The organism is Paraburkholderia bryophila, from assembly GCF_013409255.1.
Lineage (GTDB): Bacteria > Pseudomonadota > Gammaproteobacteria > Burkholderiales > Burkholderiaceae > Paraburkholderia.
Genome location: NZ_JACCAS010000002.1, coordinates 3,059,081 through 3,082,637, shown reverse-complemented (window position 1 = coordinate 3,082,637; position 23,557 = coordinate 3,059,081). Strand labels below are relative to the sequence as shown.

Annotated in this window: 22 protein-coding genes; 7 read left to right on the top strand and 15 right to left on the bottom strand. The window is 62.9% G+C overall.

Annotated elements, in window-relative coordinates:
* Positions 1-22 precede the first annotated feature (22 nt).
* Positions 23-409 carry a DUF488 domain-containing protein gene (locus tag GGD40_RS34730; protein ID WP_179713836.1) on the bottom strand — a complete coding sequence of 129 codons (387 nt, stop codon included), beginning with the start codon at positions 407-409 and terminating at the stop codon, positions 23-25.
* A 53-nt stretch (positions 410-462) separates the two neighbouring features.
* On the bottom strand, positions 463-768 hold the full coding sequence (locus tag GGD40_RS34725; RefSeq protein ID WP_179746762.1) for a putative quinol monooxygenase: 306 nt from the start codon (positions 766-768) through the stop codon (positions 463-465).
* A gap of 112 nt (positions 769-880) precedes the next feature.
* On the opposite strand from GGD40_RS34725, the gene GGD40_RS34720 reads away from it, so the two are divergent.
* A complete protein-coding gene (locus GGD40_RS34720) occupies positions 881-1,840 on the top strand; it encodes a GlxA family transcriptional regulator (protein ID WP_179746761.1) in 960 nt (319 codons plus the stop codon).
* Positions 1,841-1,844: 4 nt separating this feature from the next.
* Here the strand turns inward: GGD40_RS34720 and tssA are convergent, their stop codons facing one another.
* From tssA to GGD40_RS34675, 9 genes are all read right to left on the bottom strand, one after another.
* Positions 1,845-2,951 carry a type VI secretion system protein TssA gene (tssA, locus tag GGD40_RS34715; RefSeq protein WP_179746760.1) on the bottom strand — a complete coding sequence of 369 codons (1,107 nt, stop codon included), beginning with the start codon at positions 2,949-2,951 and terminating at the stop codon, positions 1,845-1,847.
* Positions 2,952-3,037: 86 nt separating this feature from the next.
* The gene (gene tssH, locus GGD40_RS34710; protein ID WP_179746759.1) at positions 3,038-5,731 is read right to left on the bottom strand and encodes a type VI secretion system ATPase TssH; all 2,694 of its coding nucleotides are present in this window, start codon (positions 5,729-5,731) and stop codon (positions 3,038-3,040) included.
* A 35-nt stretch (positions 5,732-5,766) separates the two neighbouring features.
* Positions 5,767-6,876, bottom strand: coding sequence for a type VI secretion system baseplate subunit TssG (gene tssG / locus GGD40_RS34705; protein WP_179746758.1), 1,110 nt, complete (start codon positions 6,874-6,876; stop codon positions 5,767-5,769).
* On the bottom strand, positions 6,840-8,675 hold the full coding sequence (gene tssF, locus GGD40_RS34700) for a type VI secretion system baseplate subunit TssF (protein WP_179746757.1): 1,836 nt from the start codon (positions 8,673-8,675) through the stop codon (positions 6,840-6,842). The genes tssG and tssF overlap by 37 nt, the downstream gene beginning before the upstream one ends.
* A gap of 127 nt (positions 8,676-8,802) precedes the next feature.
* Positions 8,803-9,282: a type VI secretion system baseplate subunit TssE gene (gene tssE, locus GGD40_RS34695; protein ID WP_105509672.1), complete on the bottom strand. Its 480-nt coding sequence runs from the start codon at positions 9,280-9,282 to the stop codon at positions 8,803-8,805.
* An 85-nt stretch (positions 9,283-9,367) separates the two neighbouring features.
* Complete coding sequence (locus tag GGD40_RS34690; protein ID WP_179746756.1) at positions 9,368-9,871, bottom strand: Hcp family type VI secretion system effector; 504 nt, start codon at positions 9,869-9,871, stop codon at positions 9,368-9,370.
* A 74-nt stretch (positions 9,872-9,945) separates the two neighbouring features.
* Positions 9,946-11,436: a type VI secretion system contractile sheath large subunit gene (tssC, locus tag GGD40_RS34685; RefSeq protein WP_179746755.1), complete on the bottom strand. Its 1,491-nt coding sequence runs from the start codon at positions 11,434-11,436 to the stop codon at positions 9,946-9,948.
* A gap of 18 nt (positions 11,437-11,454) precedes the next feature.
* Entirely contained in the window at positions 11,455-11,982 is a 528-nt protein-coding gene (gene tssB, locus GGD40_RS34680) for a type VI secretion system contractile sheath small subunit (protein ID WP_035556621.1), read from the bottom strand.
* A 35-nt stretch (positions 11,983-12,017) separates the two neighbouring features.
* Positions 12,018-12,689 (bottom strand): tetratricopeptide repeat protein, encoded by a 672-nt coding sequence (locus GGD40_RS34675; protein WP_179746754.1) that lies wholly within the window; start codon positions 12,687-12,689, stop codon positions 12,018-12,020.
* Positions 12,690-13,051: 362 nt separating this feature from the next.
* Here GGD40_RS34675 and tssJ point away from each other — a divergent pair, with 362 nt between their 5' ends.
* The 3 genes from tssJ to icmH all read left to right on the top strand — a co-directional run bounded on the left by tssJ (position 13,052) and on the right by icmH (position 15,909).
* Positions 13,052-13,678, top strand: coding sequence for a type VI secretion system lipoprotein TssJ (gene tssJ / locus GGD40_RS34670; RefSeq protein WP_179746753.1), 627 nt, complete (start codon positions 13,052-13,054; stop codon positions 13,676-13,678).
* A gap of 108 nt (positions 13,679-13,786) precedes the next feature.
* Positions 13,787-15,133 carry a type VI secretion system baseplate subunit TssK gene (gene tssK / locus GGD40_RS34665; protein ID WP_179709013.1) on the top strand — a complete coding sequence of 449 codons (1,347 nt, stop codon included), beginning with the start codon at positions 13,787-13,789 and terminating at the stop codon, positions 15,131-15,133.
* A complete protein-coding gene (gene icmH, locus GGD40_RS34660) occupies positions 15,130-15,909 on the top strand; it encodes a type IVB secretion system protein IcmH/DotU (RefSeq protein ID WP_179746752.1) in 780 nt (259 codons plus the stop codon). The genes tssK and icmH overlap by 4 nt, the downstream gene beginning before the upstream one ends.
* 133 nt (positions 15,910-16,042) lie before the next feature.
* Here the strand turns inward: icmH and zwf are convergent, their stop codons facing one another.
* From zwf to GGD40_RS34640, 4 genes are all read right to left on the bottom strand, one after another.
* On the bottom strand, positions 16,043-17,524 hold the full coding sequence (gene zwf, locus GGD40_RS34655) for a glucose-6-phosphate dehydrogenase (protein WP_179709017.1): 1,482 nt from the start codon (positions 17,522-17,524) through the stop codon (positions 16,043-16,045).
* 248 nt (positions 17,525-17,772) lie between these two features.
* Positions 17,773-18,735: a bifunctional Delta(1)-pyrroline-2-carboxylate/Delta(1)-piperideine-2-carboxylate reductase gene (lhpI, locus tag GGD40_RS34650; protein WP_179746751.1), complete on the bottom strand. Its 963-nt coding sequence runs from the start codon at positions 18,733-18,735 to the stop codon at positions 17,773-17,775.
* Between the two features lie 139 nt (positions 18,736-18,874).
* Positions 18,875-19,969 carry a potassium channel family protein gene (locus tag GGD40_RS34645; protein ID WP_179746750.1) on the bottom strand — a complete coding sequence of 365 codons (1,095 nt, stop codon included), beginning with the start codon at positions 19,967-19,969 and terminating at the stop codon, positions 18,875-18,877.
* A 106-nt stretch (positions 19,970-20,075) separates the two neighbouring features.
* Positions 20,076-20,357: a hypothetical protein gene (locus GGD40_RS34640; RefSeq protein WP_179713842.1), complete on the bottom strand. Its 282-nt coding sequence runs from the start codon at positions 20,355-20,357 to the stop codon at positions 20,076-20,078.
* Positions 20,358-20,614: 257 nt separating this feature from the next.
* Between GGD40_RS34640 and GGD40_RS34635 the strand changes: the two genes are divergently transcribed.
* From GGD40_RS34635 to GGD40_RS34625, 3 genes are all read left to right on the top strand, one after another.
* Positions 20,615-20,869 carry a helix-turn-helix domain-containing protein gene (locus tag GGD40_RS34635; RefSeq protein WP_179709021.1) on the top strand — a complete coding sequence of 85 codons (255 nt, stop codon included), beginning with the start codon at positions 20,615-20,617 and terminating at the stop codon, positions 20,867-20,869.
* A 2-nt stretch (positions 20,870-20,871) separates the two neighbouring features.
* A complete protein-coding gene (locus GGD40_RS34630) occupies positions 20,872-22,212 on the top strand; it encodes a type II toxin-antitoxin system HipA family toxin (protein WP_179709023.1) in 1,341 nt (446 codons plus the stop codon).
* A 418-nt stretch (positions 22,213-22,630) separates the two neighbouring features.
* Positions 22,631-23,485: a helix-turn-helix domain-containing protein gene (locus tag GGD40_RS34625; protein ID WP_179709025.1), complete on the top strand. Its 855-nt coding sequence runs from the start codon at positions 22,631-22,633 to the stop codon at positions 23,483-23,485.
* Positions 23,486-23,557 lie beyond the last annotated feature (72 nt).

Here is a 23,557-nt window from a genome sequence, read left to right as displayed (position 1 = left end):
CAGCGCGGTGCTGCGGCGGCGCTCACTTGATCAGCGCGCCCCGTTCACCGAGCAACTGACGAAGTATCTTCCGGTGGCACCGGTTTTCGTCTTCGCAGTAACAGCCGACGGAAAAATCCGAGCTTTGTGACAAGGCCGCCAGCAAGTCCAACACCTTGCTGGCTTCGCCGTCATTCATTTCCGACCGGAATTTCCGCTCGAACTTCTGCCAGTCGGCCGCGCTGACCGCCGCCTTGGCCTCGGCCACCAGCTCAGCGCTTGGCGACAGATTCGGCAACCAGACATCGTAATAATCCCGGCTGCCAAACTCGGCCTTGGGGACGCCACGCGGTGGCCGCCTCACCGTCCCGATGCGCAATCCCTCGCCCGCCACACGAGGAGAACCGAGTTGCACGATGCGGATGCCCATGTTGTCTTCCTGAAGATTGAATGACGACGGCCACGCCTGTTTACGCTGCCTGTTTACGCGGGCTGATTCTTCAGCCCAAGCACCTCGATCTTCGCGATCTCCGGCGGTGCCACGAACAACTCGTCGGCGCTGCCCATCAACGCCCTGGCGATCGGCCCGCTCAGATGCGCGTCGCGGCCCGCTTCGTCCTGGAACGCGTCGAACACGCCGAACACGCGGTCCGACAATTTCAACGCAAACCAGATCGGCGTGGTGGTTTCCTGATTCGCCAGCTCCAGTCCTTTTTCCAGAAAAGCCGCCACGTCTGCTTCCTTGCCGGGCTTCGCTTCAAAGCGCGCGAACAGTGCGTACTTGATCATGATGAGTCTCTCCGAGTGAATGGGATCGCAACGCTTGCGACCGGTCCCACTTTACAGCGCGGAGCGCATCTGGGATGCTGGCACGATTGACATCTTTGGTATCGATCGAGCCATGAATATTACGGTGCTGACGCTGGAAGGCGTATTCGACACGGGTCTCGCGATCGTTCTGGATGCGTTGACCACGGCGAATGAACTCTCCGCGTTGCAGGCGTGGCCGGGCGAACCGTTTCAGGTGTCGGTCGCCGGTGTGCGCCGCAAGGTCAAAAGCGCGCAAGGCCTGAGCGTTCCCGTGCGACCGCTGGCGGACTGCCCGGCGCCGGATCTGGTGATCGTGCCGGCGCTCGGCTACAAGATGCCCGAGTCGCTGCAGGCGGCGCTGGCGCGTGCGGACGTGGCCGAAGCCGCCGTCGCGCTGCGTGGTTGGGCGGAAACGGGGGTGCGTATCGCCGCGGCGTGCGTCGGTACGTTCGTGCTGGCTGAAAGCGGCTTGCTGGCGCAGCACAACGCCACCACCACGTGGTGGCTGGCGCCGCTGTTTCGTCAACGCTATCCGTCCGTGCGTCTCGACACGAGCCATATGCTGGTCAACTCCGGACAGTTCGTGACGGCAGGCGCCGCGTTCAGCCACATCGACATGACGCTCTGGTTGATCCGCCAGGCCAGTCCCGAACTGGCCACGCTGGTGGCGAATTACCTGGTGGTCGACTCGCGGCCGTCGCAATCGGCGTACATCATTTCGGATCACCTGTCGCACGCCGATCCGCTGGTCGAGCGTTTCGACCGCTGGGCTCGCGCGCATCTCGACAAGGGTTTCAATCTGGATGCCGCCGCCAATGAACTGGCGACCAGCAAGCGCACGCTGGCGCGGCGCGTTCGCGACGTTCTGGGCAAGACGCCGGTCTCGCACGTGCAGGACCTGCGCATCGAGCGTGCCGTGCATCTGCTGAAGACCAGCAGCAACAGCGTCGACAGGATCGCCGACATGGTGGGCTATGCCGACGGCGTCACGTTGCGCACGCTGCTGCGCCGTCGGTTGCGTAAGGGCATACGCGAGATCAGAGGCGCGTGAACGCCTAGCTCTTCTGATCGTCCGGCTTCACGCCCAGCAGCTCGCGGATATGCGCGAGCGAGCCGTCGTCTTTCACCACCGTGGACAGCCATTGATGCAACGGCATATCCGCGGCCTCCGCGGCTTTCTCGGCGAAGTAAGCCGCCGGATTGTGCGGCTCCGTGCCGCGAAAGAACCGGGCCACCGCGCGCAACTGCGCGACGGCTTGCGCACGGCTCTGGATTCCTGCAATCGGGCTGGTCGGCGTGGTCGTCAACACGGGTTCCTCGCGTTGCGTTGAGGTCTTGAAGGTCGGCTCGGCGCGTTCGTGCTCGGTCGACGCGGGGGCTTTGGGCTGCGACGTTTCCGCGTTCACGCCCAGTTCGCGCGCAAACCGTTCGGCCAGACGGAAGACGTTCTCATACGCGTCTTTCGCCTGACGGAAACTCGGCGCGACGTCGGCGGCGCGGCGGTCGAGTTCCTGTTCGAGCGCGAGCATGGCGGCCTCGAACGCTTTCAGATCGGCCAGCAGCGCCGTGTAGAACGCCGGCGGCGTGGCGCGCTTCGACGCTTCGATCTGCTCGATGGACGGTTTGCCGCGCGCGATTTCGTCCGCGTGATCCGGATCGCGCTTGACGGCTTGCGCGACGTGCGTGGCCACGTCCCAATCGATCGTGCTGTACGCGTTACCTTGCGACGAGGTCAGCGGCATGGCGCGCAGCAGCTCGCCGGTGCGGCCCACCAGCCACGCGACATTGCCGAGTCGATACTCGGTGTCGTCGCCTTCCGGCAGCGGATGCACGGTGTCCCAGAAGCGCTCGCACAGCCCGGTCAACAGCGTATAGCCCTGCGTGAGGCCGACCATGCCCTCTTCGAGCGCGAGCGCCTCCGTGAGCCAGACGGCGAGCCGCAGGTCTTTGGTCTGCGTTTGCAGCAGCGCGCGGGTGCGCTCCACCACGAACGGCCAGTCGGCCTCCTTGATGTCCGTGACCCACTCGCCCTGATCGAGCGAAGGATCTTCGAAACGGCGCGCGTGCTGGATCGCGTCGAAATCGTTGGAAAACAGCAGATCGTCGCCGCATGGCGAGGTCTCGCTGAGCGGCGCCAGCAGGGTGTCCAGATTAGTCGGCATGACAGAATGCAATAAGTGTCCGGTACGGCATTTAAACAGATTGGCGAAGGTGTCGGCGCACTGCGCTGCGGTACGCCGACGCCTCGTTACACGACCGTGTAATCGAATTCGCCGGCTTCGCTCGCGCGCACCGAAATGCGTTCGATCGCGGCGCCGTTGGCAATGCGCTCCAGCACCTGCTGCGCGACCTCGGGCAACAGCGTGCCGTTCAGAATATGGTCGACGTTGCGCGCCCCCGAATCCACCTCGGTACACCGCGCGAGCACGGCGTCGACCAGCGACTCGTCCCACTCGAACACGGCCTTGTGATTCGATTCAATGCGGCGGCGAATCCGCTCCAGTTTCAGCTCGATGATCTCGGCGAGTACGTCGTCGGAAATCGGGTAGTACGGCACCACCTTCATGCGGCCAAGAAAGGCCGGCTTGAACGTCTTGTACAGTTGCGGGCGCAACGTCTCCGCGAGTTCGTCCGCGTCCGGCAGTTCTTCGGCGCTCTTGTTCAGGCAAGCCTGCATGACCGCCTGCGACCCGACATTCGAGGTCAGAATGATCAGCGTGTTGCGGAAGTCGATCTCGCGGCCTTCGGCGTCGTCCATCGTGCCCTTGTCGAACACCTGGAAGAACATTTCGAGCACATCGGGGTGAGCCTTTTCGACTTCGTCGAGCAGCACCACCGAATACGGATTGCGCCGCACCGCTTCGGTCAGCACGCCACCTTCGCCATAACCCACGTAGCCCGGCGGCGAGCCTTTCAGACCGGAGACGCTGTGCGCCTCCTGATACTCGCTCATGTTGATCGTGACCATCTTTCGCTCGCCGCCGTACAACACGTCGGCCAGCGCCAGCGCGGTCTCGGTCTTGCCGACGCCCGACGGGCCCACGAACATGAACACGCCGCGCGGCTTGTTCGGGTCTTCGAGACTGGCACTGGCGGTGCGCACGCGCTGCGCGATCGCGTCGAGCGCGTGGTCCTGGCCGATCACGCGCGTGGCCAGCAGCGGCTGCAAGTTCAGCACGGTCTGGATTTCGTCCTTGATCATGCGGCCGAGCGGAATGCCGGTCCATGACGCGACGATCTCGGCGACCACGTGGCCATCCACCTGCAGTGGCACCATCGGCTGGCTGCCTTGTAGCGCGTGCAGTTCGGCGACGCGTGCGGCGAGTGTTGCGCGTGCCGCATGTGCTTTGTCGGCTTGGTCAGTGTGTTCGGCCTGTTCGCCGTTCGCGCTGCTCACGCGGGCCGCGTCGAGCTCGGCGCGCAGGCCGACGATCTCCGTGACGAGCGCGCGTTCCTTGTCGTAGCGGGCTTCGTCTTCGGCAAGCGCCTTGACGTCTTCCTCGCGCAGTTCGCGCAGTTCCGCCAGCCGCTCGTCATGCACTGCGCCACTCACCACTTCGCGTTCCAGCGCAGCGATTTCGGTGTCGATCCGTTCGAGGCTTTTCTTCGTGTCGTCGATCGCGGCCGGTGTCGAACTGTGTGCGAGCGCCACCTTCGCACAAGCCGTGTCGAGCACGCTGATCGCCTTGTCCGGCAGTTGCCGGCCGCTAATGTAGCGATGCGACAGGCGCACCGCCTCGGTAATCGCGTCGTCGAGCACGCGCACGTTGAAGTGCTTTTCCATCAGCGCCGCCATGCCGCGCAGCATCGCCGCGGCCAGCGCCTCGTTCGGCTCTTCGATCTTCACGACCTGGAAGCGCCGCGCCAGCGCCGCGTCTTTCTCGAAGTACTTCTTGTACTCGCTCCAGGTGGTCGCCGCGATCGTGCGCAATTCGCCGCGTGCCAAGGCCGGCTTCAGCAGATTGGCCGCGTCGTTCTGACCCGCCTGGCCGCCGGCGCCGATGATCGTGTGCGCCTCGTCGATAAACAGAATGATCGGATGCGGGCTCTTCTTGACCTCGTCGATCACGTTCTTCAGCCGGTTTTCAAACTCGCCCTTCACACTCGCGCCGGCTTGCAGCAGACCCATGTCGAGCACGTGCAGCGCCACGCCTTTGAGCGGCACGGGCACGTCGTCAGCGGCGATGCGCAGCGCGAGACCTTCCACCACGGCCGTTTTGCCGACACCCGCCTCGCCCGTCATGATCGGGTTGTTCTGGCGGCGGCGCATCAGGATGTCGATGGTCTGGCGAATTTCGGCTTCGCGGCCGATCACCGGATCGATCTTGCCGTCACGCGCGCGCTGCGTGAGATTGCTGGTGTACGTGTCGAGCGCGGGCGTTTTCGACGGTGCGCCGGGCACGGCTTCGTTCGCCGCGGTATCGCTCGCGTCGTCACTGGCGCCGTCGGCCGCGCTGCTGCGTTCCGCTTCGCGCGAGCCTGCGGTGAGTTCGTCGAACTTGTGCTTCAGATCGGTCACGCGCACGTCGCGCAGCAACGGCGACATGCGCTCGGCAAACTGCGCGAGATCCGGCGCGCTCAGCAGCGCCAGCAACAAATGCCCCGAGCGGATCCGGCCAATCTGCGAATCGAGCGACGCAATCAGCCACGCCTGTTCGAGCAGATCGATCAGATGCTTCGAAAACACCGGCGTGCGCGTATTGCCGGTTTTCAGCCGCTGCAATTCGCGTTCGAGATCCGCGCGCAACCCATGCGGGTCGATCTTGCTCGCTCGCAGCACGAGCGCGACGTCGCTCGCCGACTCATCCAGCAGCGCCAGCAGCAGATGCTCGAGGTCGACCTCGTAGTGACCGCGCGCGAGACAGTTGTTCGCCGCCAGCAAAGCCGCTTGCCGGCAGGTCGGATTCAGTTTGGCGATCAGGGTGTTGAGGGACGTGCTCATGTCGTGCGATCCGGGTCCAGGTTCTATCGTTGTGGTCAGTGAATCACGTGCAATTCGTAGCGGGCGTCCGCCCGGTCACGGTCGGCTTCCCGCGTGCACAGGAACGCGTCCCAACCGAGACGCGCGCCCTTGCTCAACTGGCTCGGCCCTACTTCCTTGCGGCGCAGCACCAGCGAGACTTCATATTCGAGCGTGACGCCGGCCAGCAGCGTCAGCATGCGCTCCAGCGCAACGGCGCGGTCGGCGCCGGGCAGGAAGGCTTCGTAGTCGGCCTTGTCGAGCGGTCCGATCACGAGGCGAGCCCGCATGTCACGCTGCCAGACGCGTGCACCCGCCAGCGCGGTGGCGCCGAGCGTGGCGTTGACGCTGCCGAGCACGGTCAGTTGATCGGGCGGCACGTCGTACCACTTGCCGACGAACTGCTCGACCCGTACCCGCACCTTGAAGTACTCCGACAGCGTGCGCTGCAAATACGCCGCCGACACCGGCCGATGCCGCGCGGCCAGCGCATAGCCCGCAATCGCTTCGTCGAACAGCGCGCCGTCGCCGCTTTGCAGGCTGTTGCGCGTGTCGTCGTCGGCGACGCCGGCCAGCGCCAGCAACAGCGGCAGATAGCGTTCGTCGCGATCCAGCTCGTAGTGAAACGGCAAGCGGTACTTCTTCCACGCCGCGTAGAACAGCGCGGTCGCGCGGTTCGAAAACACGTCGAAGAATTCACGCGCGGCGCGGTCCCGCTTGACATACTCGCGCTCGACGATCTGCTCGGTGTAATGCAGCGGCAACGCGCCCTGCCCGCCGAGCAGCCCGAAGAACGCCGGCGTGATATCCACCTTTTCCAGCGAACCGTCCGCAAGCGCCGCGCTACGCTGCGCCTTGTCTTTCAGCGGCGCGCCTTCGTCGCCATAGGACTGCGCGCTGTGAATCTCGCTCGGCGGAAACGACATGGACAGCGTGTTGCGAAACGCAATGCGCTGCGCGACGATTTCGCCGGGACGCCGGTTGCCCGAATTCCCACTGTTTGACGGTGCTTGTTGTGCGAACCACTTCTCGAGAATCCGCACCGCCTGAAAAAATTCGAAGCGATGCGGCTCGTCGAGCAGTTGCTCGATTACGCCAGGATCGACTCGCCGCTGCGCGGTTTGCATCGCAGAATCTCCTCGCCCGTGCGTTTCGACACGACGACCAGTTGCACAAAGCTGTTCAGATGCACATACAGCCCGAAAAATGTATCGATGACCCGCACGAACGAAGCGAGACTCGTACCGACGAAATGCTCTTCGTCGATCGTCAAACGAATCTCGATACCGCGCACGAAGGTGGCAAACGGCTTGCCGGGCAGCCACTGCACGGCCGCACGCTGTTCGATGCCGACCAGTCCGTCGATATGCCGCGCCGACACAGCCGTGCGCCGCAAATCGTAAAGCACCAGCATTTCCTTCAGCGCCGACAGCCCGCTATTGGCCAGCGACACATGATTCAACGCCAGATGCGAAATCAGCCGCCAATGCGAGGCGCGCCCGCGCTCGAAACGCACGCTCGGCGTGGGCCGGCGCAGCATCGAAATGCTGCCGGTCAGCGAGCCGCCTTCGAGATACAGGTCGCCACCTTCCAGCCCGACCGCGAGGCCGGCGGGCAAGTCGCGATTCGTGCAGGTCAGATCGAGACTCAAAGTATCGGTCTGCGGCGCGGCGGGCTCGAAGTCGATATCGACGATCGAGATTTCCGTCTCGTAGCCGGGGCTTTTCTGCGCGACCCAATCGTTGCGCCGCGCAAACCAGTAATGACCGGCGCGCGCCGCTTCGCCGTGATGCAGCGAGTAGAACGGCCGGAACTCGATCACCGACTCCTCATGCGCCTGCTGCCTGACGAGTTTCACCGAGTCGATCGAATAGACTTCGTAGGCGAAGGCGCGGCGCGATTCCGCGATCACCGGATACGAAATCGCCTGATGGCTGATCCGGATCGGCTCGCCGTGCTGCTCGAACAGATTCACCACCGGCGAACAGAACAGCCGGAAATGATGCGCGGACAACGAATCGAGCAGGCGCGCCATGTGCGAATCGCTGCGCACGTCCTTGAGCACCACATGCAGCGTCAGACGCTGGCAGCGGCCGCTGGCTTGCGTCATCGCGGCCAGATCGAAGTCCGCGAAATTGAATTTCTCGGGGAACGCGAAGTATTCGGTCAGCAACCGGTAGGCCGGATGCGATTTGGCCGGATAGTCGATCAGCGCGTCGTCTTCGTCGAAGCCGGCCTGGACGAGCGGCGACACGCGCAGCGGGGTCCACACGCCGCGCCGGTCGGCTTCCACATACGTGGCCATCGCATTGACGAACAGGCAGTCCGACAGCGCGGCGATAAACGACTGCTCGCCGTGCAGATGCGCGCGCAGCGTGCTCAGCTTCAACGCAGACAGATCGAGCGGCGCGGTGGATTCGAAAGTGATCGACACGATCGCCGTAGCGTTACCCGGCAGCACGGTCGCACTCGGCGCCATGGCCACCGACGTGTACTTCGCCTCCGAAATGCGGATCGGCGCGAGCGTGACGTCGTAAGCGGTGCGGAACCGGCATTGCACGCCGCGAATGGGGCGCGACTTCAGTTCGGTGCCGCGTTCGATCAACACCGGCTCGGTCAGATGGCTGAGTGCCGCCGAGGTGCCCAACTGCGCGATCGAACATGACGGAAACGGCCGCAGGTAGTGCGGATACAGCACTTCCAGCAGCGCTTCGGTGAATTCGGGGTAATCGTCGTCGAGTTTCTTGTTGATGCGCGCGCCTAGCAGCGCGAACGATTCGATCATCCGCTCGACGTGCGGGTCTTCGCAGTGCTCGCCGGACATGGCCAGACGCGCCGCGATCTTCGGATAGCGCTCGGCGAAATCGCGCGAATAGCGCCGCAGAAATGATAATTCGCGCTCGTAATACGGCAGCAATTCTTCCATCGATCTATCCCCGGACCTAAACTTCCGCGCCCCGTCTCATCTTGCCGTTGCGCGTAACGGCGGCGGCGAGGCGCTACTCAAAATATGCCAAGCACTCGTACGGCACACGTGCAGCCGTGTGCAGCGACTACAGCTTCGCGCGAGCGCGCGTCACCGAGTACTGCAACGTGGACGGCTGCAACATGGCGTCGAAACTCACCGGTTCTTCCGCCGGGTGGACCACCAGCAGCGCCTGAATCGCAAAGTTCAGCGCATTGGTGGATTGTTCGTTCAATTCGAGCGTGACCGCCACCTGCTGCAAGCGCGGCTCATGCCGCGCGATGGCCTGTTGAATCGATTTGCAAATAAACGTGCGGTCGTAATGGCTCGCGAGACTCAGGCCCGCGAAATCGTTCAGCCCATACGTGAGCACCGACTGCTGACATTCCGGCAGCGCCGCGAGCTCGTGCTCGGTCAGCGCGATCCGCGTATTCAGGATCGCTTCCACGTCGCGTGCGACGGTGCTCTTCAATTCTTCCAACGACAATTGCCGCATCGCCGGGGACGCCGGCAGATGCGGTTCGTCGTCGAACAGCTTGTCGAGAAAGCTGGGTTCGAAGCGTTTCATCAGAGTCCGAAGAATCCGGCCGATGCGAGGCGCGGGCGGCGCACGCCGGCGTTGTCACGCCGTGCATGCCGCCCGCGCCGCGACATCAGACCGCGTACGTCTTGTCGTTCTTCGTCAGGCTCCACGCGCCTTGCGCGTTGCCGCCCTGGTTGCCGCCGATCTTTTGCTGCGTGTACTTCCACTGCACGGCGGCGTACTTCAGCGAGAACTGTTCGCTCGGCAAGCCTTCGCCCACCACGCTCGGCGTTGCGCTCGAAATGATCACGTACTTGAGTTTCACTTCCAGGTACTTGATGCGGTTGCCTTCACCATCCGAACGCATGAAGTCGATCGTGACTTCGTCGAACGTCGTGCCGCCCGATGCGTGCTGATAGATCAACGGGCTGACCACGTCGATGTCTTTCGTGAACTGCATGTCCGAATGCTCGCAACGCTCGGACGTGTGACCACCGGCCGTGGAAGCCGTTGCCGAACGCGGTTGCGTAATCGAGTGGCTCCACGAATCAATTTCGATCCAACCAGCGTGATCTTTATCGGCGGACTCGCCTTTGATCGCCGGATTGCCGAATTTTAAGTAGATATCCTTCATAACTCATCGACTCCCCAAAGAGGTGGTTTTAACAGCTAACCCGTGCGGCCCGCACGGGTTTTCTGGACTTTCGTTTATGAATTTGCCGGTTTCGGCAGGTCAGCGACAAGCCGCAAAGAGATCGACAGCTCGTCCAGTTGAAAGTGCGGACGCAGGAACGCGACCGAACGATACACACCAGGCTTGCCCGGAATCTCCGAGACCTGAATCGATGCCTCGCGCAGCGGGAACTGCGCCTTCTGTTCCTGGCTCGCGTTATCGTCAAGCAGCACGTATTGCGATATCCAACGGTTCAGGAAAACTTCGACGTTCTGCGCCGACGCGAAACTGCCGATCTTGTCGCGCATCATCGCCTTCAGGTAATGCGCGACGCGCGATACCGAGAAGATGTACTGCAACTGCGCGGACAGCACGGCATTTGCGTTGGCGCTGTCGGTGCTGTACTTCTTCGGCTTCTGCACCGATTGCGCGGCGAAGAACGCGGCGTAGTCCGAGTTCTTGCAGTGCACGAGCGGAATGAAACCGAGGTCGCTCAGTTCTTTTTCACGGCGATCGGTAATCGCGATTTCGGTCGGGCATTTCAGCGCGACTTCGCCGTCGTCGGTCTTGAACGTGTGGGTGGGCAGATCTTCGACCAGACCGCCGCCTTCCACGCCGCGAATCGCCGCGCACCAGCCGAAGTCGTCGAATGCCGCCGTCAGACGGGCAGCGAACGCCCACGCCGCGTTACACCACAGGTACTTGCTGTGATCGGTGCCGTCTACTTCTTCGACGAAGTTGAAGCCTTCCGCCGTGGCGCCGTCTTTCGGATTGAACGGTAGACGGCCGAGAAAACGCGGCAACGTCAGACCGACGTAGCGCGAGTCTTCAGCGTCGCGGAACGATTTCCACTTGGCGTATTCGACCGTGTCGAACACCTTGCCGAGGTCGCGCGGCTTGCCAAGATCGGCGAAGCTTTCGAGACCCATCAATTCGGGCGACGCCGACGCGATGAACGGCGCATGCGCGGCCGCCGCGACGTGCGACATCTGCTCGATGAAGTACATGTCTTCCGGCTGACGCGTCACTTCGAAGTCGCCGATGATCGTGCCGAACGGCGAACCGCCGAAGGTGCCGAACTCTTCTTCGTAGACCTTCTTGAAGAGCGCGCTCTGATCGAATTCGATCGCGGTCTTGAAGTCGCGCACCAGATCGCGCTTGGGCGCATGCAGTGCCTTGATCTTGACCGTGTTGCCGGTGTTGCTTTCCTTGCACAGGTAGTCGAGACCACGCCACGTGCTTTCCATGCGCTGGAATTGCGGCGCATGCATCACCGCGCTCAGTTGCGTGGAAATCAGACGGTCGAGTTCCGCGACGCGCGCGTCGATCGTGGCCGACAGGTTGTCGGATACGATCATCGTGCCGTCGAGCACTTCGCGCACGAGTTCGCCGATCAGGTCTTTCGCCCGCGCGTGTTCGGACTCGGACTTCGCCACGCGGCTTTTCTCGACGATCTGGTCGAGCAGCGTGGATTCCGTGCCGCCTTGTGCGGTGGCGAGTTGGGCTGCTGCCGTTTGCTGGTTCATCTCACACCCCGTCCGTACTTATTCGCCTTGCTTGTCGTGGTCTGCCGCGTCGCCCTGGTCTTTCGCAAGGGTCTGCAACTGCTGCGTATTGTTGAGCACTTCGCTCAGCAGATCTTCGAGCTTGTCGTTGCCGGCCAGCTTGTTGCGCAGGTCGGCCAGCTTCGAACGTGCTTCGAGCAGGCGGCGCAGCGGCTCGATCTGCGACACCACTTCGTCCGGATTGAAGTCGGCCATCGACTTGAAACGCAGGTCGACGGCGAACTTGCCGCCCGTTTCGCTCAGGCGGTTTTCAACCTGGAACGCGGCGCGCGGCTCGATCGCCTTCATCACGTCGTCGAAATTATCGCGATCGATGTTGACGAACTTGCGGTCGCGCAGCTTCGGCTGCTCGACTTCCGACTGACCGGCCAGATCGGCAACCACACCGACGACGAACGGCAGTTCCTTGATTTCGATCGCATCGCCGCGTTCGACCTCATAGGTCAATTGAACGCGCGGCGGCCGCACTTTTTGCAAGCGTTTCTGAATGCTCTCTTTCTTCGCCATCGTCGGCTCCCGGATGCGAATGGATCAGGCTACGTTCAACGCAACGCGCTGAACGGGTCGGACGCGCCGCCGCTTTGTGCGGCTTTGGCGGGTGCTGCCGGCGCGGCAGGCGCCGCCGGCGTGGCGGCCGGAGCCGCGGCGCTGTTGTTCGCTTCCGCCGCTTCCGCCGGCTTGCCCTTCGGCACATGGCGAACGTACTTTTTCTTCTTCACTACCGGCTTGTCGCTCGGATCGGGCGGGAACAGCGTGGCTTCGCCGAGCGTGTCGCGCAGTTGCTTGGCCAGCGCCTGCGCGTCGGACTTCGCGTCGCCCGCGAGCGACGCGTCCTGACGCAATTCGCCGAGCGATTGCGTGGCGACGCGCAAGCCGGCCACCGCCAGCACGCTCTTCGCCTGACGATCGGTCTGGTCGCGCTGCAGCGCTTCCTGCGCGGCGACGATCGCCTGACCGTAATGACCCTGCGTGAACTGGATCTGCGCAATGCGCGACCACGGTTCTTCACGCGTCGGATCGGATTTGGACAATTGCTGGTAAAGCGAGATGGCGCGATCCTGATCACCGCCCTTCGCGACCGTATCGGCGTCCGCGAGTTGCTTATTAAAAGCCTCAGGTGTGGTCGCCACGTTGTTGCCCTGTGTCGCGCAACCGGCCATCACGCCGCATGCCAACACAACCCCAGATAGTTTTACTAACAGACGCTCATTCATCGTTTTTCACCGACGTGCGAATTTTCTAATTCAAGGAGAAACCGGAGTTTTGCTTTGCTTCAAGTGCGCGGGTATAGTACCGGCCAATCTTCGATAATTCAACTTTCGTGTGAAGAAGCATTGCACAAAAAAAATGCATACGGATCATTTAAACGAAACATGCAGAAATTGTTTCCTGGTGCAATAGCGTTATTGTCGGAAGCGGAAAAAATTTCCACTCGCTGGCAGCACGCAAGCCACCAACCGGTAACACATGCGGTTTGCATAAAACGGCAATGCGTGGATTTGCGTTGTTGCAAATAGCCGGATTGATTTCGTTATTGATGTATTGACGGGGGGCGGCGCCAAGCCGGTCGATGTATATGAATTCGCGTTTTGTTCGCCATGCATCGTTATTGATTGTGAGCGCCGCCGCCTGCGCGCTTCTGGGCGGTTGCGCGGCCGCTGTGCCGGTGCTGGGCGCGGCCGCCAACGCGGTGCTGCAGGCCAGCGGCCTCGGCAAGCCGGAGCTGCCGGACGCGCAGAAGCCGCCGCGCAATGTCGGCCTGACTTTATACGCCGCGCCGAATCTGAATGCCGCGACCGACAACCGGCCATTGGCGCTGGTCGTGCGGCTTTATGTGCTGAAAGACCCCACCTCATTCCAGCAGGCGCCATTTGACGCATTTACCGATCCGAGTAAGGAAAAGACTACGCTCGGCGGGGATTTGCTGGGCGTGCGTGAAGTGACGTTGATCCCCGGACAACGCTACACCGTTACCGAAAAAGTCTCGCGTGAAGCGCAGGCATTCGGTATCGTCGCTCTATTCCGCGACCCGGCCATGCAGCGCTGGAAATTCGCCTTCGACCCGGCGAAGTCGGAGAAATCCGGCATAATGATCGGCCTGCATAACTGTGCAATGACCGTGACCAACGGCACGGTGATCCCGCCGGAACAGGGATTGCCCGCGCAGCCGCTGAATATGCTTTCTTCGGTGAGCTGCGGATAAAGATGCCGTGCAAATACGATTTAACAGTTTCTACACAATTAACAATGCGGCGCTCGAATCGGTAATGTCCGGGCACGCCACACGCTGAACGCATATAACAGGTTTGAGATGAGTTATTCCGCAAAAGTGCTCTGGGGGGAAGGCCTGTTTCTGAGGCCTCAGCATTTTCAGCGTCAGGACGCCTATCACGAGGCGCGCCTGTTCGAATCGATCCAGGCGATCCAGCCGTACAACTGGGGCGTGCGTTCGGCGCGCTTCGACCGCGACGCGATCGGCAGCAACGTGCTGCGCCTGAGCGAACTGTCGCTGGTGTTTCCGGACGGCGCGCTCTACTCGGCGCCGCAAGCCGACGAACTGCCACCGCCCATCGCGCTGGACACGTTGCCCGACGGCATCAACGAATTCACGTTTTACCTCGCGCTGCATCCGCTGCGCGAGACCGGCGCGAACTACTCGCAAGACCGGAACGCGGGCTTCGTGTCGCGTTACGTTAGCGAGCAGACGCCGGTGGCCGATCATTTCACCGACGCCGCCGAAGCCGACATCACCTTCCTGAAGACCCGCGTCAAACTCATTGCGCATAGCGAGCCGCGCGACCAGTTGCTGTCGGTGCCGCTTGTGCGCGTGCGCCGCACGGCTACCTCGGGCTTCGAGTTCGACGACAGCTTCGTGCCGCCCTGCCTCGCGATCGACGCCTCACCGGTGCTGCATCAGCGGCTGCGTCAGCTGATCGACGCGCTGCAGGCCAAGGTCAACGCGCTGTACGGCTTTCACCGCGAGCCGACCAAGAACATCATCGAATTCCGTTCCGGCGACATCGCGTCGTTCTGGCTACTGCATACGGCGAGCGCGGCATTCGCGTCGCTCGCGCATCTGTACCAGCATTCGGCGCTGCATCCGGAGCGGCTGTTCCAGGAATTGCTGCGCCTCGCCGGTCAGTTGATGACGTTTTCGAAGGGCTATGCGTTGTCCGATCTGCCGGCCTACCGGCATGACGATCCGGGGCCGGCGTTCGCGCGTCTCGACACGATCCTGCGCGATCTGCTCGAAACCGTGATCTCCACGCGCTACTTCGCGATCTCGCTAGAAGAAGTTCGCCCGTCGTTCCACGCGGGCCGTCTCGACTCGGGCAAGATCGACGACAAGACCCAGTTCTACATTGCCGTGTCGGCCGACATGCCGACCGCCGAACTCGTCGAGGCCGTGCCCGCGCGCTTCAAGGTCGGCGCGCCGGACGACGTCGACAAGCTGGTGCTCTCGGCCATGCCGGGCGTGCGGCTCGTCTACACGCCGCAGGTGCCGCCCGCCATTCCGGTACGGCCGGGCGCGTGCTACTTCTCCTTCGAATCGCGCGGTGCGCTGTATGACCGCATGTTGCAGGCTCAATCGGCAATGATCTACGCGCCATCGGGCATCAACGATCTTCAACTCGAACTGATCGCCGTCACCTCATGAGCTACGCGCCCTCCCTGTTTGGCGGCAGCACACCTGCCGCAACGCCCGCCCCCGCCAGCGAGCCGAGCTATCAGGTTCGCTCGCTGCTCGATCTGCTGTACGACGGCTTCTTCATGCTGTTCCTGCTGAAGAACGGCCGCGAACCGGGCGACGCGCATGAGTTCAGTCAGCGCATCCAGCAGTTCCTCGGCGACTTCGAGCGCGGCGCGAAGAAGCTCAATGCGTCGGCGGACGACGTCTTTGCGTCGAAGTTTGCGTTCTGCGCGGCGATCGACGAATCGGTGTTGTCGTCCACCTTCAAGATCCGCACCGAGTGGGAACGCCGGCCGCTCCAACTGACGCTGTTCGGCGAACAGTTGGCGGGCGAAAAATTCTTCCACTATCTCGAGGAATGCCGCGCGCAAGGCGCACCGCGCCTGCAGTCGCTCGAAGTGTTTCACATGTGCCTGCTGCTCGGTTTTCAGGGCAAGTACCTGCTCGAAGGGCCCGAGAAGCTTGCGTATCTGACCGCCCGTATCGGCGACGAAATCGCGCATATGAAGGGCAAACGCGCGCCGTTCGCACCGCATTGGCCACTGCCCGATCAGGTCGCGCACCGGCTCAAGCGCGAGGTGCCGTTGTGGTCGATCGGCGCGGTGTTCGCGCTGGTGGGTTTGCTGGCTTATCTAGGGCTGAACACGTATTTGCGCGATCAGACGTTGCGTTCGCTCGCGCCGTATTCGCAGGTGGTCAAGCTCGGCCCGCAATCGGCTACGCTGACGATTTCGCTGCCTTAACGCGTCGGCGTAGCTGCGCGCGACGGCATCGACCATGCCGCGCCGCCGGCCATAAAATCCCGGCAATAAAAAACGGCCCGCATTCATCATGCGGGCCGTTTTTCCATGCTGCGCGAGAAGATCAGAAGACCGCTTACTGCGACTCTTCCGCCCACACGCCATTTTCGCGTGCCATCAACGCGGTCGATGCGGACGGTCCGAACGTGCCCGCCGTATAAGAGCGCGGCTTCTCGCCCGACTTGCCCCAGCCTTCCAGAATCGGCTCGGCCCAGGCCCATGCGGCTTCCAGTTCGTCGCGCCGCATGAAGTGCGTGAGGCGGCCGCGAATCACGTCGATCAGCAAACGCTCATACGCTTCCGCGCGACGCTCGGTGAAGGCCTGCTGCAAATCCAGATTCAGATTCACCGGCAGCATGTGCATGCCGCTGCCCGGCTCTTTCGCGAGCACCTGCAACTGGATCGATTCTTCCGGCTGCAACTGGATCACGAGTTTGTTGCCGTAGTTGCGCCCGCCGCTCGGAAAGATCGAGAACGGCAGTTCGGAGAACTCGATGACGATCTCCGACACCTTCTTCTGCATCCGTTTGCCGGTACGCAGGAAGAACGGCACGTGAGCCCAGCGCCAGTTGTTGATATGCGCGCGCAACGCGACGAAGGTTTCGGCGCGGCTGCCGGCCGGCACGTTTTCTTCCTCGAGATAGCCCTTCACCGCCTCGCCATCTACCGCGCCCGCGGTGTATTGGCCGCGCACGGTGTCGCGAGCGATATCTTCGGCGGTCATGGGACGCAGCGAGCGCAGCACCTTGAGTTTTTCGTCGCGGACCGCGTCCGGGTCGAGCGAAACCGGCGGTTCCATGGCGACGATGCACAGCAGTTGCAACAGGTGGTTCTGCACCATGTCGCGCAGCGCGCCGGTCTTGTCATAGAAGCCCGCGCGCGTGCCCACGCCGACCGTCTCCGCCACCGTGATCTGCACGCTCTTGATGTACGGCGCCTGCCACAGCGGCCCGAAAATCGGATTGCCGAAGCGCAGCACCATCAGGTTCTGCACCGTTTCCTTGCCGAGGTAGTGGTCGATCCGGTAAATCTGCGCTTCGTTGAAATGCTTGCCGACCGCCGTGTTGATTTCCTGCGCGGACGCCAGATCGTGGCCCAGCGGCTTTTCGAGCACGACGCGCGAATTGCCGTCGATCAGCCCGGCCGTGGCCAGGTTGTCGCAGATGTTCGTGAACAGATCCGGCGAGGTCGCGAGATAGAACACGCGGCGCACGCCTTCGCGCGAGCTTTCTTTCAGACGCTGATAGTCTTCGGCCGAGTCGACGTCCATGCGCACGTACTCGAACAGCGCGAGGAATTTGTCCCAGGCGGCGGCGTCGAAGGCCTTCTTTTCGATGAACGGCTTGGCCTTCAACTCCATGAATTCGTTGATGTACTCCTCGCGCGACCAGGGCTTGCGGCCGATCGTGAGGATGCGCGTTTCCGGCGGCAGATTGCAGTGCAGATGCGCCATGTAGAGCGCGGGCAGCAGCTTGCGGAACGACAGGTCGCCGGTGCCGCCGAAGATGATCATGTCGAGCGGCAAGTCAGGAGTGGCAGTAGCGTGGTGGGTCGTCATAGCGCGGTCGCAGCGTCGAGAGGGATGAGGCGTCGGTCAAGGGGCAGAAAAAAGCCTGAGGCGAAGTGCGAGCGCCGGCGGACCGGCACTTTTTTCTGGCAAACGCCTATGGTGCAACGTTTTGAGATTGTTTGCACGGCAACATCTGCCCCAGCTTGGCGCAATATGCCAACCCCGCATGTTAAAGGCCTGTTTTGCAGGCCTTTTTCGCGTTTTCAGGAATTTTCGCCGGCGCGTCTTGGGTGTTTTTAAACGCCGGACAGTGCCTCGCGCGCCACGCGGCAGGCCGCGAGATCCCACGCCGCGCAGCCGACCGTTTTGAAAACAACTGGTTTTTCCGCTGGGCGTGACGCCGACTCGTCCACCACTGAAGCAATCCCGCGCACCACCGCCCAATCCACGCCCGCCTGGATGAAATCGCCGGCTTCGTGCTTCGCGCCGGCCGGATCGTCGACGTAGAGCGCGCTGCCCGATAGGGTGTGCGCGCCGATCTCGACCATGGCCGGCGTAAAAGCGCCGACGCCGATCACCAGCCGTCCAGCGCGCGCCGGTTCGTCGTACACCGCTCGCTTGCTGGTGGTCAGCGCGATCACGACATCGATCGAAGTGGGAATCGGTGCGTCGGGTTCCGTCAACAACGGTTGCAACTCGCTGACCTTGCCCTGCAGGTTGCCCTGCATTTTCTCGCCATACGCGGCGCAAAACGCCGCAGCGCGCTCAGGTGCGCTGCCCTTCACCCAGACGCGCGCGTCCGGATAAAGCTGGCCGATCGCCTCCAGATGGTTGAGCGCCTGCGTGCCGGTGCCGATCAGCAGGAATTCGCGCGGCGTGCTCGCGTCGAACGTCTCGACGCCCAGCATCGACATCGCCGCCGTGCGGCGTCCGGTCACCGTCGGGCCGTCGAGAATGAACAGCGTTTCGCCGGTATCGGCGTCGAAGGCCATCACCTGCCCGTGGATCGTCGGCAGTTCGCGCGTGCGGTTGCTCGCGCACACGTTGACCAGTTTATGAATCGCCAGATCGGGCGCGGTGGCCGGCATCGACAGCATGATGCCGCCTTCGTTGAGCGGCACGACGAGCCGTTCGGGGCTCGCGATTCGCTGCCTCGCGTAGTCGAGGCTCGCGCGCTTCAAGGCGTCGACGAGACTGGCGTAGGGAATCAGTTGCGCGGTGGCGGTGGCGTCGAAAATCTGCGTGGTGGGGCGGGTCATGAGCGGGTAGTTCCAATCCTTGCGAAAGTGTGAGTCCGGATTCAGCGCAACAGAAAACCGTCAATCCGTGCAGCGGGTTCAGCAACGTCTCCAGTGTGCCCGGTCATAAACCTGCGTGCCGCGCGACCGCTCTGCCCGGCTAGCAGGCGGCGGCCGCTTCGCCCGGATGACGCGACGACTGGATCACCATCAGCAGGTCACCGGCCTCGATCTGGCACGGCTCGTCTTCGTAGAACGACAGCACACGGCCGGCGCGCACCAGGCCGACCACCACCGCACCCGGCAGCGCATTGCTCCAGCGGCCGACTTCCTGCGTGGTCGCCTCCCGCTCGAGCAGATTGACGCGGCCGCGCGTGGACAGCAGGTCGTTGATGAACGGCACGATGTAATCGCTGTCCACCGCGTCGGCCAGCAGCAGGCCGCCGATCTTGGTCGACGACACGATCACGTCCGCGCCGGCCTGACGCAGTTGACGCTGATAGGTCTGCTCCTGGATGCGCGCGACGATTTTGGTCTGCGGCGCAATGCTGCGCACGGTCAGCGTGAGCAGGATCGCGATGGCGTCGTCGGCGACGGCAATGATGACCGCCTTGGCGAGCCGCACCTGCGCCTGCTGCAACAGATCCTCGCGCGACGGATCGCCGAGCAGCCCCGCCACGCCCAGTGCCGTGGCCGCTTCGAGCGCCGCCTGCTGCGGATCGATCACGACGATCGATTCGGCCGCGAAACCGCTTTCCAGCAACTCGCGCACCGCGACCGAACCGCTCAACCCATAGCCGCAAATCACCACATGGTCGTTCAGTTGTTTTTGCAGGCGTTTCATTCTGAATTCCTCGATGACGCGTTGAATGACGAACTGATAGGCGGTGCCGAGAAACACGAACCAGATGACGATGCGGATCGGCACGATAAAAAACGCGTCGATGAGCCGCGCGCGAGCGGTCACCGGCACGATGTCGCCATAGCCGACGGTCGCGACGGTGACCATCGTGAAGTACATCAGATCGACGATGCCGAGCACTTTTCGGTTGGCGTCGCGCAGGCCGTCGCGGTCGGCGAAGGCCAGCACGCACAGACCCGCGACGAGATAGATACGTTGCAGCAGCACCCGCTGCGGCGACGCGGCGGGTCGCGTGAACAGCGTGCGGGCGCGCGGCGCCTGCCACGGCGTGCGAGCACGGCGAGGCAGGCGAAAACGCGGCTGGCGTGGCGGCGGGTTCGGCTGGGCGGGCACGCGGCGGCTCCGGGAATCGAGAACGAACGATTCTACGATGCCCCGGTGCGCGGTGGGGACGGATCGCGTGCGCGTGGCAAAGGGTTGCCGCCGCAACGCCTCGGCGTCACTGCGTGGTGTCTTTCGCGCCGCCCTTCTTGCCGCCCTTGAACATCGCGCGGCAGGCCGGGCTGAGTTCGTCGACGTGCTGCTTCATGCAGGCGGTGATCTTGTCTTCGTTGGGAATCTCGGCGGCGCAGAAATGCATCGCATCGCCGCGACAGGCCTTGCTCTGTTCGTCGCGGCTGGCGGCGTTCGCCGGGGCGGCGGCCGCGACGGCCAAAAGTCCGGCGGCGCACAGGGCGTAGAGTCGAGCGGCGGTGAGTCGCGGGGCGTGGGTTCGATTCATCATGTCAGCTCCGTATCGCAAAGGTCGGTGAAACGCTCCCAGCAGAAAACGGGCCCGATCATGACGCCGATGCCCGGTTGAGCGGTCGGCCTCTGCGAATGAGATAGGGGATTTGCCGCACGCGACGTTTATTTGCCAGACAGATATTTGGATTTTATTCGTTAAACAGATATTTGGCGAATATTCGTCTCACGCATATTTGCCAAATATCCATGAGACGCATAAACTGCATTTATTCGTCTCGCGGATAATTTGCCATGCTCCATTTCATCGCCAAACCGGACCAGATGGCCCAACTGCTTGCCGCCAGCCGGCGGCAAGCCGGCCTCACGCAGGCTGAAGCGGCGGCGCGCGTCGGCATCAGCCAAAGCCGCCTCTCGGCATTGGAAACCGACGCCGCCGCGCTCACCCTCGAGCAATTGCTGGCGCTATGCGGCGTCTATGGCCTGCAATTGCAACTCAGCGACAAAACCCCACCGGCGGTCGAGCCGGTGCCGCTGATCGAGTGGTGAGCATGGGCCGTCGAACCTATTCACGCGCGTTGTCCGTGTGGGCCAATGGCGAGCGGGTCGGCGTCTGGCGCCTGCCCACGCGCGGCCCGATGGAGTTCGAGTACGACCCCGCGTGGGTCGCCTCGCCCGCCGGCCGCCCGTTGTCGTTGTCGCTGCTGTTCCTGCCCGGCAATCTGTCGCTCAAAGGCCCGCGCGTCCTCAACTATTTCGACAACCTGTTGCCCGACAGCGAGGCAATCAGAAAGCGGATCGCCCAGCGCTATCGAACCGACACGCTGGACGCCTTCGACCTGCTGCAAGCCATCGGCCGCGATTGCGTGGGCGCGGTCCAACTGCTCGCCGAAGACGACACGCCCGCCGGCGTCGACCGGATCGAGGGCACGCCGTTGTCGGACGCCGAGATCGAGGCCATGCTGGCGCGCACGGTGAGCAACCCCGCGCCCGGCGCCGCCGACGAAACCGACGACTTCCGCATCTCGCTCGCCGGCGCGCAGGAAAAAACCGCCCTGCTCTGGCACGACGGCAAATGGCAGCGCCCGCACGGCGCCACGCCCACCACGCACATTTTCAAGCTGCCGCTCGGACTGGTCGGCAACAAGCTCGCCGATCTCACCACGTCGGTGGAAAACGAATGGCTCTGTTTGCGGATTCTGCGCGCCTACGGACTACCGGTCGCGAACACGGAAATCATGACGTTCGGCAAGCAGCGGGTGCTGAGCGTCGAACGCTTCGACCGCCAACCGCATTCGAGCGGGCAATGGCTGCTGCGGCTACCGCAGGAAGACTTTTGCCAGGTCTACGGCTTGCCGTCGCATCGCAAGTACGAAAACGACGGCGGCCCGGGCGTGCTCGAGCTCGCGCGAATCCTGCAGCAATCGGTCACGCCTTCGCAGGACATCGAAACGCTGCTCGCCAGCCAGATTCTGTTCTGGATGCTGGCCGCCCCGGACGGCCACGCCAAGAACTTCAGCATTCGCCTGCTGGCAGGCGGCCAGTACCGTCTGACGCCGCTTTACGACGTGATGTCGATCTGGCCGGTGGAAGGCAGCGGCCCGAATCAGTGGTCCTGGTACAAGGCCAGGCTCGCCATGGCCATGTGGTCGCGCAACAAACACGACGCCTTTCGCGACGTGCAGCGACGCCACTTCAACACCATGGCGCTGAAATGCTCGTACGGCGCCGACGCCGAACCGCTGATCCAGCGCCTGATCGCGCAGACGCCGGAGGTGATCGAGCGGGTCTCGGCCGAATTGCCCGAGCGCTTTCCCGCCAAGGTCGCCGAACGGATTTTCAAAGGCCTGAAAAGCTCGGCAGCCAAGCTCGAGAAAATGTCGGCGACATAAATTAGCGGGAAGCTGCCCGTGCGGCGCAAGTTGGCATAAATTGGCGAGAAGTGGCGCGCGTACCGGTCCCGGCGCACCGGACGCGGCCACGCGAGTTTTGTCCCGTGTATCACCTTCAGATCACGCCAATGCCGCGCCCAAAGAGGTACCCGAGTTATTTCTCTACGGATGCGGAACGGTTTAATCGGTAAAATGAACTTGATTCATATTGCATAAACAGCCGTTGTACCGATCCGTTTCGACTCGCGCGCAGACGGACCTTACGGCAGCCACACAAAAACACAGACCGCGAAACTTTTTACGGTACATTTGCTGTCCCTCAAGTGGACGGGTCCATGCACATTGAATGTGCATGGACACCTTGCACCTGTCGGGCCGCACTCCACAGCACCCTTCAAGACGGGGATTCTCACGCAGTATGGCCAACGAAACACACTCACCTGACTCCATCGCAGTCGCCGAGCGCGTGCGCGAGTTGATGAGCCGTCACGGAATCGGCAAGCGCCAACAAACCACGGAGCTGTGCCGGATTCTCGATCTGAGTTTTTCCCAGGGGCACCGCAAGCTGCGCGGCAACAGTCCCTGGACCTTGTCGCAGATCAAGAAGGTCGCCGAGGTGTACGGCGAACCGGCCGCGCAACTGTTCGGCGCGCAATCGCTCGATCCGGGCATGGTCGGCGCGATCGCCCAGGAAGCCCTCTTCAGCATCGGCGCGATCGAACTGGCGTGCACCGCCTGGGTGGGCGCCGCGCTCGAAGCGGGCAGCCGTCCGGAATTCGTCGCTTATTCGCGGCTCGGCCAATGGCGCGTGGCGCGGCACGACGGCACGCTGTATCAAAGCGCGTACGAAGTCCACAAGATCGAGATCTATCCGCGCCGCGCCGAGACCGACAAACCGGCCATCGCGGTGGTCGACGACGATCAGGCCAGCGCCGACAACCTGCGCGACTATCTGGAGCGCAGCGGCTTCACGGCGGTCGCGATCTACGGACTCGCGGCGTTCACCGAGCAACTGCAAACGCAGGTGTTCGACGGCGTGGTGATCGACTGGCTGTTCGGCTCGCAGACTTCGGCGGCGGCGATTCGCGCGATACGCGCGTCGGAAAATCCGGACGCGCCGATCTTCGTGCTGACCGGCGAGTTGCTGACCGGCAAGGCCAGCGAATCGGAGATCAGCCAGGTGATCCGCAATTACGACGTCGCGTGCTACGAAAAGCCCGCGCGCATGGCGATCCTGGTCGCCGATCTGTCCAAGCGGCTTAACCGTCCGTAACCGCCCGTAGCGCTGAAAGCGCCGCCGGCCGGCTGAAGGTGCGCGCTCAGGTTGATGCCCACCGCCACTTCG

What these genes read in the sequence shown, in the direction of transcription:
- GGD40_RS34635 (WP_179709021.1), top strand. Translation starts at nt 20,615, where the DNA reads ATGCTCCATTTCATCGCCAAACCGGACCAGATGGCCCAACTGCTTGCC.
- GGD40_RS34690 (WP_179746756.1), bottom strand. Translation starts at nt 9,871, where the DNA reads ATGAAGGATATCTACTTAAAATTCGGCAATCCGGCGATCAAAGGCGAG.
- icmH (WP_179746752.1), top strand. Translation starts at nt 15,130, where the DNA reads ATGAGCTACGCGCCCTCCCTGTTTGGCGGCAGCACACCTGCCGCAACG.
- GGD40_RS34625 (WP_179709025.1), top strand. Translation starts at nt 22,631, where the DNA reads ATGGCCAACGAAACACACTCACCTGACTCCATCGCAGTCGCCGAGCGC.
- tssF (WP_179746757.1), bottom strand. Translation starts at nt 8,675, where the DNA reads ATGGAAGAATTGCTGCCGTATTACGAGCGCGAATTATCATTTCTGCGG.
- zwf (WP_179709017.1), bottom strand. Translation starts at nt 17,524, where the DNA reads ATGACGACCCACCACGCTACTGCCACTCCTGACTTGCCGCTCGACATG.
- tssA (WP_179746760.1), bottom strand. Translation starts at nt 2,951, where the DNA reads ATGCCGACTAATCTGGACACCCTGCTGGCGCCGCTCAGCGAGACCTCG.
- tssK (WP_179709013.1), top strand. Translation starts at nt 13,787, where the DNA reads ATGAGTTATTCCGCAAAAGTGCTCTGGGGGGAAGGCCTGTTTCTGAGG.
- tssH (WP_179746759.1), bottom strand. Translation starts at nt 5,731, where the DNA reads ATGAGCACGTCCCTCAACACCCTGATCGCCAAACTGAATCCGACCTGC.
- GGD40_RS34675 (WP_179746754.1), bottom strand. Translation starts at nt 12,689, where the DNA reads ATGAATGAGCGTCTGTTAGTAAAACTATCTGGGGTTGTGTTGGCATGC.
- GGD40_RS34720 (WP_179746761.1), top strand. Translation starts at nt 881, where the DNA reads ATGAATATTACGGTGCTGACGCTGGAAGGCGTATTCGACACGGGTCTC.
- tssG (WP_179746758.1), bottom strand. Translation starts at nt 6,876, where the DNA reads ATGCAAACCGCGCAGCGGCGAGTCGATCCTGGCGTAATCGAGCAACTG.
- GGD40_RS34630 (WP_179709023.1), top strand. Translation starts at nt 20,872, where the DNA reads ATGGGCCGTCGAACCTATTCACGCGCGTTGTCCGTGTGGGCCAATGGC.
- tssE (WP_105509672.1), bottom strand. Translation starts at nt 9,282, where the DNA reads ATGAAACGCTTCGAACCCAGCTTTCTCGACAAGCTGTTCGACGACGAA.
- lhpI (WP_179746751.1), bottom strand. Translation starts at nt 18,735, where the DNA reads ATGACCCGCCCCACCACGCAGATTTTCGACGCCACCGCCACCGCGCAA.
- tssJ (WP_179746753.1), top strand. Translation starts at nt 13,052, where the DNA reads ATGAATTCGCGTTTTGTTCGCCATGCATCGTTATTGATTGTGAGCGCC.
- GGD40_RS34725 (WP_179746762.1), bottom strand. Translation starts at nt 768, where the DNA reads ATGATCAAGTACGCACTGTTCGCGCGCTTTGAAGCGAAGCCCGGCAAG.
- tssC (WP_179746755.1), bottom strand. Translation starts at nt 11,436, where the DNA reads ATGAACCAGCAAACGGCAGCAGCCCAACTCGCCACCGCACAAGGCGGC.
- GGD40_RS34730 (WP_179713836.1), bottom strand. Translation starts at nt 409, where the DNA reads ATGGGCATCCGCATCGTGCAACTCGGTTCTCCTCGTGTGGCGGGCGAG.
- GGD40_RS34640 (WP_179713842.1), bottom strand. Translation starts at nt 20,357, where the DNA reads ATGAATCGAACCCACGCCCCGCGACTCACCGCCGCTCGACTCTACGCC.
- tssB (WP_035556621.1), bottom strand. Translation starts at nt 11,982, where the DNA reads ATGGCGAAGAAAGAGAGCATTCAGAAACGCTTGCAAAAAGTGCGGCCG.